Source organism: Elstera sp. (genome assembly GCF_044372965.1).
GTDB lineage: Bacteria > Pseudomonadota > Alphaproteobacteria > Elsterales > Elsteraceae > Elstera.
In genome coordinates, this window is record NZ_JBILQX010000119.1 from 1 (window position 1) to 11,103 (window position 11,103).

Consider the following 11,103-nt stretch of genomic DNA (forward strand, 5'->3'; position numbering starts at 1 on the left):
ATCAAAACCAGCAAACCGCGCTGCAATACACACAGTCGGCGGTTCAAACCAATGTCACCCCGACGCCGCAGCAAACCGTTGCCGTATGGGCGGGCGCGACCGCCCCCGTCGCCAGCAACTTTATGAATACCGGGCGGCGGTTGCTCTATTCGTCGGCCTATCTATTCGACCAGCAATGCGGAAAGCTCGGCTTTTCCGCCTATTGATCGAACGCATTGAACTCATAGGCAGGGGTGCGCTACACCCTCGCCTATGAGCGACACGATCCATAGCCTCGAAACCGTCTTCGTCACCCGCCTCTATCGCGCCGAACTGCTCGATAAGCCGGGGCTGAACGAGGAGCTTCTCGCCACCTGCCTCGCCGCCGCCGCCGATGACGAGGCGGGGCAAGATTGGTCGGAAGAAAACGGCTATCCCGGTTACACATCCTACGCCTCGCTGAACGATCTCGGCTGGCGCTTCCCGGCGGTCAAAACGCTGATTAAACAGTTGGATAAGCACGCGAAAAGCTTCGCCAAACTCTTGGAATGGGATTTGGGCGAGCGTAAGCTGGTGCTGGATTCGCTCTGGATCAATGTGCTCGAGCCCGGCGGGTTTCACTCGGGTCATATTCATCCCGGCAGCGTGATTAGCGGCACCTATTACGTGTCAGTCCCCGATGGTGCGGGCGCGATTACCTTTGAAGATCCGCGCCTGCCCCGCATGATGGCCGCCCCGCCGAAAAAGAAAAAAGCCGCGCGCGACCAGCAGGCGTTCGTTTCCGTGGCCCCCACGCCGGGTTCGCTGCTGCTGTGGGAAAGCTGGATGCATCACGCCGTTCCGCTGAACCGCGCCGACGCCGAACGCATCTCCATCAGCTTCAATTACGCTTGGCGTTAATCGGCGGATTTCCGCCGAGGGGCGTGTAAGGATCGGCGGAAATCCGCCGATCCTCTATTCGCTCATTAAAGTATATTCTTTTTATTTCAATGTCTTAAACCATTAAAGCCACCTGGCACATCGCTTGCTCTTTCTCCCCTACGGCGCAAGACCGCGCCGAAAAAGAAAAGATCGTTCCGGGAGGAAGAGAATGAAAATTTTTTGCCAGACACTGGCGGCTTTGACCTTGGCTTTTGGCGTCAGCAGCGCCGCGAGTGCTGAAGATTTGGTGCGCTTGGGTAATCTCAAATTCGCCCATTACGGGGCGATTTCCTACATGAAGGAAATCGCCGGAAAATATGATCTGAAAATTGAAGAGCGGATGTTCGCCAAGGGGCTCGATATTATGCCCGCGATTGTTTCGGGGCAGATCGATATTGCCGCGAGCGCGATGGAAGCCGCGATTTCGGGCCGGGCGGGCGGCGCGCCGATTTATGCCGTGGCAGGCTTCGCCCAGGGCGGCGCGCGCTTCGTTGTCGGCGCGCAAAGCCCGATCAAAAGCGTTGCCGATCTCAAGGGCAAGAAAGTCGGCGTGACGCGCGGGGCGACGCAGGAGATGCTGCTGTTCGCCGAACTTGAAATGCACGGGCTCACGGCCTCGGATAAGCCCGGCAAGGACGTAACGCTGATTTACATGGCCTTTGCCGATCTCAATCAGGCTTTGATGGCGGGCAGTGTCGACGTCATTTCCCAGTCCGAGCCGCAAGCCTCCCAGGCGATCAGCCTCGGGTTTGGGCGCGAGCTTCTGAAGCCCTATGATACGCCGCTGGGGCCGCCGGTGCGCACCCTCGTGATGACCGAGGAGATGTACACCAAGAAAAAGGATGTGACCCGCCGCGTGCTGGAATGCTTTGTGGAAGCCACGGCAGCCTTCATGAAGAACCCAGCGCTAGCCGAAAAATATGTGCGCGAGAGTATGTTCAAAGGGCAACTCACCTCGCAGGACTTCCGCGACGCGATCGAAAATTCGCCCTATGCCTATGACCTCACCACCGAATCCGTCCAACTGGTGACAGATGCGATGCAGCGCCTGAACGTTGGGCGCATGAGCGAGCCGCCCGTCGCGACCGAGTGGGTAAAGCTCGACGCGCTCGCCGCCGCCAAGAAAAAGCTGGGCCTCAACTAACCCTTCGCTATGAAAGGGCCGGATCGGCAGTGCCACCGGCCCGCTTTCAGGAGCTTTCATCATGAAATTCAAAACGCTGCTGTCCAGCGTGCAGGGGGCTTTTGTGCCCGTGGCGCTGCTCTTGCTCTGGCACTTTGTCGCGACCAGCGGCTGGGTGAACCCGATCATTCTACCCGCCCCGCTCAAGGTTCTCCAAAAATGGATCGACTATGCCTTGCCGGGGGAAGCCTTGCTTGAGGGCCATTCCTATTTTCTGTGGGCAATTTCCGGCGAGCTTTGGTCGGATGCAGTGGCCAGCCTGTACCGGGTTTTCGCAGGCTTTGCCATCGGCACCGGGCTTGCGCTGCCGCTCGGATTGCTGATGGGGGCTGATGAGCGGGTTTATCGGCTATTCGATCCGCTGGTGCAGGTGCTGCGCCCGATCCCGCCGATTGCGTATATTCCGCTGGCGATTCTGTGGTTCGGGCTTGGCAATCCCCCCGCCGTGTTCCTGATTAGCATCGGGGCCTTCTTCCCCGTGCTGATGAACACGATTGCCGGGGTTCGCCATGTGGACGGGCTCTATATCCGTGCCGCGCGGAATTTGGGGGCCGGAAAACTCACGCTGTTCTGGCGCATCATGCTGCCCGCCGCCACGCCCTATATTCTCACCGGCATGCGCATCGGCGTCGGCACCGCCTTTATCGTCGTGATCGTGTCCGAGATGATCGCGGTGAACAGCGGCCTTGGGTATCGCATTCTCGAAGCCCGTGAGTTTCTGTGGTCCGACAAAATCATCGCCGGGATGATCAGCATTGGCCTTCTGGGCCTTGCCATCGATACCTCGATGAACCGGCTGAACCGCCATTTGCTGCGCTGGCATCGCGGCGTCAACGATTAATCCGGAGAACCCGCGATGACCGCTCCCCGTTTGGCGTCTGTCGAGACGCTGCATCCCAAAACCGCCGCCGTCACCGTGCGGCAGGTTCAGAAAATCTTCAAAACCGGCGCGCGTGAGGTGGTGGCGCTGAAGGATATCGATCTTACGATTAACGCAGGCGAGTTCGTCTGCCTGCTCGGCCCGTCGGGCTGCGGAAAATCGACCCTGCTCAACGCCATTGCCGGGTTCGCCTTGCCATCGGCGGGCACGATTGATGCTCTCGGTCAGACCGTGCGCGAACCGGGGCCGGATCGCGGCATGGTGTTCCAAGAATACGCCCTGTTCCCGTGGATGAGCGTTGCCCGCAATATTGCATTTGGGCTCGAAATCAAGGGCTGGCCCAAAGCGAAGATCAAAGAGCGCGTCGATAGCCTATTGGAGATGCTGCGCCTGACCGAGTTCCGCGAGCGCTACCCCAAGGATCTTTCCGGCGGCATGCGGCAGCGGGTGGCGATTGCGCGCGTGCTGGCGCTCGATCCACCGATTATGCTGATGGATGAACCCTTCGGCGCGCTCGACGCGCTCACCCGCCGCTCCTTGCAAGACGAATTGCTGCGCATCTGGCAGGCGACGGGCAAAACCATCGTTTTCGTTACCCATTCCATCGAGGAATCGATTTATCTGGCGGATCGGGTGGTGGTGATGACCTACCGGCCTGGCACGATCAAGGCCGATCTTACGTTGGACCTGCCGCGCCCGCGCGACACCAACGCGCCGGACTTCAATCGCTTAAAACGCCAGATCGCTGATATGGTGATGGAAGAGCAACGGCGTTTTTCGGTCGATGAAGAGCGCGGCCTGACCACTGACTAAAATACACGCAGGGAGAGACGCGCCAAACCCATGGCCCACCGCCGCCGCCTTGCCCCGACGCTGGGGGCCATTATCGGGCTGCTCCTCGCCGGGCTCGGCGGCGGGCTCGCGGGGCGTTTTGTCGAAGATCGGGTATTCCGTGATTTGGCGGAAGCGGGGCAGCATCGGCTCGATCTCTACGCCCTCAACCTACGCGCCGCGATCGCCCGCTATGATGCGCTGCCCTACGCGCTTACCCATGGCGGCGATATGCGGGCGCTGCTGGTCGCCCCTACGGCCCCGGCCATCGCGCAGGTCAATCAGGAGTTGGAGCGGTTGGCCGACGAAGTGAGCGTGGCCGCCCTCTATGTCATGGATTATACTGGCCTTACGCTGTCCGCGAGCAATTGGCAGACCCCGGGGAGTTTCGTCGGGCAAAGTTACGCCTTCCGGCCTTATTTCACCGATGCGATGCAGGCGGGGCGTGGGCGCTACTATGGTGTGGGCATCACCACTGGCCAGCCCGGCTATTTTCTGGCGGCGCGGGTGAACGATGCCAGCGGCGCGGCCTTGGGCGTGGTCGCGGCGAAAGTGGAGTTGGAGGATATCGCCCGCGACTGGCAAAAATCCGGCGATACGGTGCTGCTCACCGATGGGCACGGCGTGATTTTTCTCAGCAGCCGCGCGGACTGGACCTATCGGGCGCTAGCCCCGCTGAGCGCTGAAGCGCGCGCCGCCCTAAGCCGATCCCAGCAATATGCCAAACTCGATATCGGTGCTCCACCGCTGACTCAGGGCGGCACGTCAGACTTCGGACCGCTGCTACGCGATGCCGCGACCGGCCCGCTGCTGCTGCGCCAGTCAACCGCGCTGGCCGATCACGGGTGGACGCTGCATCTCGTGACCGATCTCAACGCGCCGCGCACCGCCGCCTGGACTGCCGGGCTGCTGGTGAGCGCGTCGATTATCATTCTCACGCTGCTGGCACTCTATGCCGATCAATCCACCGCCGCGCGCCGCGCGCTGGTTTTGGCGGAAACCAACCGGAGGCTTCAGCAGGAAATCGCCGAGCGCACGCGGACCGAGGCCGATTTGCGCGCAGCGCAGGACGATCTGGTTCAGGCCAGCAAGCTTGCCGCCTTAGGGCAGATGTCGGCCGCGCTGGCCCACGAGATCAATCAGCCGCTCGCCGCCCTGCAAACCTTCCTCGCCAGTTCCCGCCTGCTGCTGGCGCGCGGCGAGGCGGCGAAGGTTCAGGGCAATATCGACCGGATGGAGAAGCTGATCGCCCGCATTTCTGGGCTCACGCAGCATTTGAAGCGCTTTGCCCGCAAAAGCCCGCCCCAGCGCGCCCCTCTGCCGCTGCTGGGGGCCGTGCGCAACGCGGTGGCGCTGTTCGAAAACCGGTTGAGATTGGAGGGGATTGATCTCAGCATCGCGGTACCGGAGGGGTTGACCGTCCTCGGCGACGAAGTGCGGCTAGAGCAGGTGCTGGTCAATCTCATCGGTAATGCCTTGGACGCTATCGCCGGTGCGCCGCTGCGGCGCATCAGGATTACCGCAGGCGGCGACGGTCGAACCATTCACCTCAGCATTGGCGACAGTGGCCCAGGCTTTGCGCCGGAGGCGCTGCCCCGGCTGTTCACGCCGTTTTTCACCACCAAACCGCCCGGCCAGGGTTTAGGGTTGGGGCTGGTCGTCTCGAAAGGAATCGTCGAGGATATGGGCGGCACGCTAACCCTCGAAAACCGCCCCGATGCCGAAACGGGCGCGCGCTTTATTCTGAGCCTGCCGAGCGCCGAGGAGCCTTCCCATGGTTGAGCCGTCGCAACCCATTCTCGTGCTGGACGATGAAGCGGACGTGCGCGACGCTCTTGGCCAGTGGCTCGACGTTGCGGGCCTCGCGCCGGAGCTTCTGAGCGATGCGGGCGCAGCGCTCGCCCGGCTGACGCCCGATTTTCCCGGCATTCTAATTAGCGATGTTAAAATGCCGGGGATGGACGGGGTACACCTGCTCGACCGGGTGCTGACCCAAGACCCTGACCTTCCCGTGATTTTAATTTCCGGCCATGGTGATATTCCGATGGCCGTCGCAGCAATGCGACGCGGCGCCTATGATTTCATCGAAAAGCCCTTTGCGCCCGAACGGTTGCTGGAAACCGTGAAGCGCGCCTTGGAAAAACGCGCCCTCGTTCTTGAAAACCGCGCGTTGCGGCGCAGCGGCTCCGCCTCGGGGATGGAAGCGGTGCTGATCGGTCGCACGCCCGCGATGGTGCGGCTGCGCAGCCTGATCGGCGATTTAGCCGCCACCTCCGCCAGTGTTCTTATTCTGGGGGAAACCGGGGCGGGCAAAGAGTTGGTGGCGCGCTGCCTGCACGATTTCAGCCCCCGCGCCAAACGGCCCTTTGTAGCGCTCAACTGCGGGGCTATTCCCGAAACCATGGCGGAAAGCGAGCTTTTCGGCCATGAGGCGGGAGCCTTCACGGGGGCCACTAGCCGCCATATTGGCAAACTCGAATATGCCCAGGGCGGAACCCTGTTTCTCGACGAAATCGAAAGCATGAGCCCCGCACTCCAGGTCAAGCTCTTGCGCGCCCTGCAAGAGCGGGTGATCGAGCGTCTAGGCTCCCATAAACCCATCCCTATCGATCTGCGGATCATCGCCGCCACAAAGGACCGCCTGACCGCCGCGCCGAATTTTCGCAGCGATCTCTATTATCGCCTCGCCGTGGCGGAAGTCGAAATTCCGGCACTGCGCGCACGGGCGGACGATATTCTGCTGCTGTTCCAGCGCTTTGCCGATAGTGCCGCGCTCAGCTACCGGCGGAACCTGCCGCCCCTCTCGGCCGATATCGCGGCGCAGCTTCGCGGGCACGCCTGGCCGGGGAATGTGCGGGAATTGCGCAATGCCGCCGAGCGCTACGCCCTCGGTCTGCCGCCGCTTCTGCCCACGGAAGGGCCAGTGGGTGCCCAGGGCGAGGCGACTCTCGCAGCCCAAGTTGAGGCGTTCGAGCGTAATCTTCTGATAGAGGCCTTGCAGCGCCATCGCGGGGTAATCGCTGCCGTTATGCACGATCTCGGCCTGCCGCGTCGGACCTTGAACGAGAAAATGCAGCGCTATGGCCTAGAGCGAACAGCCTATACTGGGAATGATTCGACCTAAAGATCAACTCTATCAATTTAATTAAATTATTTTTATTCAACGAATTAACGCGTGTAACTAAAATTCCGATTAATTGAAAGCCGTCACCTCGCGCTATTATTTTATTTCAATTGAAATTATTTTTATCCCTCTTACGCCCGATGCGACATCGGGGTGCAAAATCACCATAAAACAAAATATTTCTGAAAAATATTACTTTACGACACCCAAAACAAAGCTGCCTAAAAAACGACCAGCTTGCATACAATCCTGCCACTCGGTTGGCAGTGCACCCCTCTTACTAGGCCCCATCCGATCAAAAATTGCGGCATTTCCGTGATTTTTATCTTTTTACCCCGCACCGCAAAAAGTTGGCGCACGAATTGCTAACTCCTGTCCAGCCAACGAAAACCACGAGGAGGCTGTGATGAAGTTTACGAGACGGGCGGTTCTGGGGCTTGCTACGGTTGCGGCGCTATCATCCTTTTCCAGCATTGGGGCCTATGCCCAATCGTCCGATACCATCAAAATCGGTATCCTCCACTCGCTCTCCGGCACGATGGCCATCAGCGAAACCACGCTGAAAGACGCCATGCTGATGCTCATTGACGAGCAGAACAAAAAGGGCGGCGTTCTGGGCAAGAAGCTCGAAGCCGTGGTTGTCGATCCCGCCTCCAACTGGCCGCTGTTCGCCGAAAAGGCGCGCGAGCTGATTACGCAGCAAAAGGTTTCGGCGGTCTTCGGCTGCTGGACCTCGGTGTCGCGTAAGTCGGTGCTGCCGGTGTTCAAGGAACTGAAAAATATTCTGTTCTACCCGGTTCAGTATGAAGGTGAAGAAAGCGAAAAGAACGTTTTCTACACGGGTGCCGCGCCGAACCAGCAGGCCATTCCCGCCGTCGATTATTTGATGAGCAAGGATGGCGGCGACGTGAAGCGTTGGGTGCTTGCGGGCACCGACTATGTGTATCCGCGCACAACCAACAAAATCTTGGAAGCCTATCTGCTGGCCAAGGGCGTCGCTAAAGACGATATCATGATCAACTACACGCCGTTCGGGCATTCCGATTGGCAGACGATCGTGGCCGATATCAAAAAATTCGGCACCGCCGGGAAGAAGACCGCCGTGGTCTCCACCATCAACGGCGATGCGAACGTCCCTTTCTATAAAGAACTCGCCAATGCGGGCGTAAAGGCAACCGATATTCCGGTCGTCGCCTTCTCGGTGGGTGAAGAAGAACTGGCCGGGGTCGATACCAAGAACCTCGTCGGCCATCTTGCTGCCTGGAACTATTTCCAGTCGGTCAAATCCCCGACCAATTCCGACTTCATCGCCAAGTGGCAGGCCTTCACCAAGAACCCCAAGCGCGTGACCAACGACCCGATGGAAGCCCATTACATCGGCTTTGCCATGTGGGTTAAGGCGGTCGAAAAGGCCAAATCCTTCGATCCGGAAGCCGTGATTGCGGCCCTGCCGGGCATCGAAGCGCCGAACCTGACCGGCGGCATCTCCAAGATGCTCCCGAACCATCACATCACGAAGCCCGTGATGATTGGCGAAATCCGCGCCGATGGTCAGTTCGACGTGGTTTGGCAAACGAAAGATCTCGTACCGGGCGACGCTTGGTCTGACTTCCTGGATGGCTCGAAAGATCTGGAAGCCGATTGGGTTGGCAAGAAGTGCGGTAACTTCAACACCAAAACCAATACCTGCGGCGGCTAAGCCTTCCGCCTTCGACTTTGGGGGGGAGCCGGGGTTTGCCGGCTCCCTTCCCATAGTCTCCCTTTTTTGCCCTCCCTTCTTTGCCCAAGTATTTTGGACACAGCATGACCAGATTTCTGCGGGCCCTGTTCCTGTTTGCCGGTCTTGCCCTCAGCCTTCCCGGCGTGGCGCAAGAAAGCGCATTCGAGACCGGCCTCGGCCGTTTGGCCCAAGATAGTTTTAGCGAAACCATTTCGGCGATTTCGGAAATCGCCACCTCCGGCGCGCCCAATGCGGCGCTGGTGATCGAAGCATTGGCCGATGGCCGTTTATTTTTTACGCCCGAAAAGCAAGTTCTGGTGAAGGATGCAGCGGGTAAATTAATCGATGCCCGCACGAGTGCCGCCCTGGCTGCGGCCCCAGTAAGCCTAAGCCCCGTGCGCCTCAATAACCGGGTACGTAATGTCATTCAGGGGGCTTTGGGCAACCTTGGCATTCTCAGCCCGGATGCGGTGAAACGCAAAGAGTCGGCGCTGGCGGTGCTGCGGTCCAAGGATATCTCGGCCCTGCCCACCTTGGAAGCCGCCATTGGCCGGGAAAAAGACCGCGCCATTCTGAAGATTATGGAAACCGCCCGCGCGGCGATTCTCGTGACCAAGGCCGACGCGAGCGAAAAAGATCGGCTGCTCGGTATCGCTCTGCTCCAGGAGGTCGGCACGCAAGAAGCGCTCGCCACCCTGCGCAGCCTGCCCGCCGAAGTTCCGGCTTCGGTAAAAGAGGCGGCCCGCGTCGCGGCAAAAACCATCGAAGACAAGCTCGCGCTGTGGGAAATCGCGCAAACGGCTTGGTACGGCCTGTCGCTCGGCTCGGTGCTGCTGCTCGCCGCCATCGGCCTTGCCATCACCTTCGGCGTGATGGGCGTTATCAATATGGCCCACGGCGAAATGGTGATGATCGGCGCGTATACTACCTTCGTCGTCCAGGAAGTGATCCGCGCACATTTTCCGGGCCTGTTCGATTACTCGCTGGTTTTCGCCCTGCCGCTGGCTTTCCTCGTCGCGGGCCTTGTCGGCCTTGTGATCGAGCGCAGCGTGATCCGCTTCCTCTACGGTCGCCCGCTCGAAACGCTGCTGGCGACCTGGGGAATTAGCCTGATCTTGCAGCAAGCCGTGCGCACTTACTTCGGGCCGACCAATCAGGCCGTGGGTGCGCCTGCCTTTATGTCCGGCCTCATTGAAATTGGTGGCCTGTCAATTACCCTTGGGCGGTTGTGGATTGTCGTTTTCTCCATTCTCGCCTTCTTGGCCCTACTCGGCGCGCTGCGCTATACGAGCTTTGGGTTGCAGATCCGCGCGGTGACGCAGAACCGGCGCATGGCCGCCGCCATGGGCATTCGCACCAATTATATCGACGCGCTGACCTTTGCCTTGGGCTCCGGCATCGCCGGGGTTGCGGGCGTTGCCCTGTCGCAGATCGATAACGTCTCCCCGAACCTTGGGCAGAGCTACATTATCGATAGCTTCATGGTCGTGGTCTTCGGCGGCGTCGGCAACCTTTGGGGAACGCTCGTATCGGCCCTCTCGCTTGGGATCGCCAATAAAATTCTGGAACCCTTCGCAGGCGCGGTCTTGGGTAAAATCCTTATCCTGGTCGGCCTCATTCTCTTCGTTCAGAAAAAACCGCGCGGGCTATTCCCGCAAAAAGGCCGGGGTGTCGAAGCATGAGGTCTGGCCTGTTTTCGTCGATTTCTGACCGCGCCAGTCAGGTTTTCCTCGGGATTCTGATTGCAGCATCTGTGCTCGTTCCCGCGTCCAACCTGCTGCTAGCGCCGGACTCGGCCCTGCATATCCCCACCCATCTCGTGTCGCTGTTCGGCAAATACCTCTGCTACGCCATGCTCGCCGTGGCGCTGGATTTAGTCTGGGGCTATTGCGGCATTCTCTCGCTCGGCCACGGCGCGTTTTTCGCCCTCGGCGGCTATGCGATGGGCATGTATCTGATGCGCCAGATCGGGCCGCGCGGCGTTTACGGCAATCCGATCCTGCCCGACTTCATGGTGTTCCTGAATTATAAGGAACTGCCCTGGTTCTGGTACGGGTTCGATATGTTCCCGGTTGCGCTGCTGATGGTGCTGATCGTCCCCAGCCTGCTCGCCTTCGTCTTCGGCTGGCTCGCCTTCCGCTCGCGCGTGACCGGGGTTTACCTTTCGATCATTACGCAAGCGATGACCTATGCGCTGCTGCTGGCCTTTTTCCGCAACGATATGGGCTTTGGCGGCAATAACGGCCTCACCGATTTCAAGGATCTGCTGGGCTTCAATTTGCAGGCCGATGGCACCCGCATGACGCTCTTCGCCCTTACCGCCCTGGGGCTTTGCCTGTGCTATTGGGTGAGCCGGATTCTCGTCACCTCCACCTTCGGTAAAGTGCTGATCGCCATTCGCGACGCTGAAAGCCGCACGCGGTTCATGGGCTACCGGGTAGAACATTATAAGCTGGTGGCCTTCA

At 59.8% G+C, this 11,103-nt stretch carries 10 protein-coding genes; all 10 read left to right on the forward strand.

The features are described from left to right. Nucleotides 1–206 (forward strand): hypothetical protein (locus tag ACIQ36_RS13990; protein ID WP_395830303.1); only part of this gene is annotated, 206 nt, incomplete at its 5' end. A 46-nt stretch (nucleotides 207–252) separates the two neighbouring features. Then, complete coding sequence (locus tag ACIQ36_RS13995; protein ID WP_395830305.1) at nucleotides 253–879, forward strand: TIGR02466 family protein; 627 nt, start codon at nucleotides 253–255, stop codon at nucleotides 877–879. 190 nt (nucleotides 880–1,069) lie between these two features. After that, a complete protein-coding gene (locus tag ACIQ36_RS14000) occupies nucleotides 1,070–2,044 on the forward strand; it encodes an ABC transporter substrate-binding protein (protein WP_395830307.1) in 975 nt (324 codons plus the stop codon). Between the two features lie 61 nt (nucleotides 2,045–2,105). Then, the gene (locus tag ACIQ36_RS14005; RefSeq protein WP_395830309.1) at nucleotides 2,106–2,924 is read left to right on the forward strand and encodes an ABC transporter permease; all 819 of its coding nucleotides are present in this window, start codon (nucleotides 2,106–2,108) and stop codon (nucleotides 2,922–2,924) included. Between the two features lie 15 nt (nucleotides 2,925–2,939). Next, entirely contained in the window at nucleotides 2,940–3,776 is an 837-nt protein-coding gene (locus ACIQ36_RS14010; protein WP_395830311.1) for an ABC transporter ATP-binding protein, read from the forward strand. Nucleotides 3,777–3,806: 30 nt separating this feature from the next. Further along, a complete protein-coding gene (locus ACIQ36_RS14015) occupies nucleotides 3,807–5,576 on the forward strand; it encodes an ATP-binding protein (protein WP_395830313.1) in 1,770 nt (589 codons plus the stop codon). Further along, a complete protein-coding gene (locus tag ACIQ36_RS14020; protein ID WP_395830316.1) occupies nucleotides 5,569–6,918 on the forward strand; it encodes a sigma-54-dependent transcriptional regulator in 1,350 nt (449 codons plus the stop codon). The genes ACIQ36_RS14015 and ACIQ36_RS14020 overlap by 8 nt, the downstream gene beginning before the upstream one ends. 406 nt (nucleotides 6,919–7,324) lie before the next feature. Then, on the forward strand, nucleotides 7,325–8,617 hold the full coding sequence (gene urtA, locus ACIQ36_RS14025; RefSeq protein ID WP_395830318.1) for an urea ABC transporter substrate-binding protein: 1,293 nt from the start codon (nucleotides 7,325–7,327) through the stop codon (nucleotides 8,615–8,617). 104 nt (nucleotides 8,618–8,721) lie between these two features. Then, the gene (gene urtB / locus ACIQ36_RS14030; RefSeq protein WP_395830320.1) at nucleotides 8,722–10,320 is read left to right on the forward strand and encodes an urea ABC transporter permease subunit UrtB; all 1,599 of its coding nucleotides are present in this window, start codon (nucleotides 8,722–8,724) and stop codon (nucleotides 10,318–10,320) included. Beyond that, on the forward strand, nucleotides 10,317–11,103 hold a 787-nt coding region (urtC, locus tag ACIQ36_RS14035), incomplete at its 3' end, for an urea ABC transporter permease subunit UrtC (RefSeq protein ID WP_395830322.1). The genes urtB and urtC, both read left to right, overlap by 4 nt.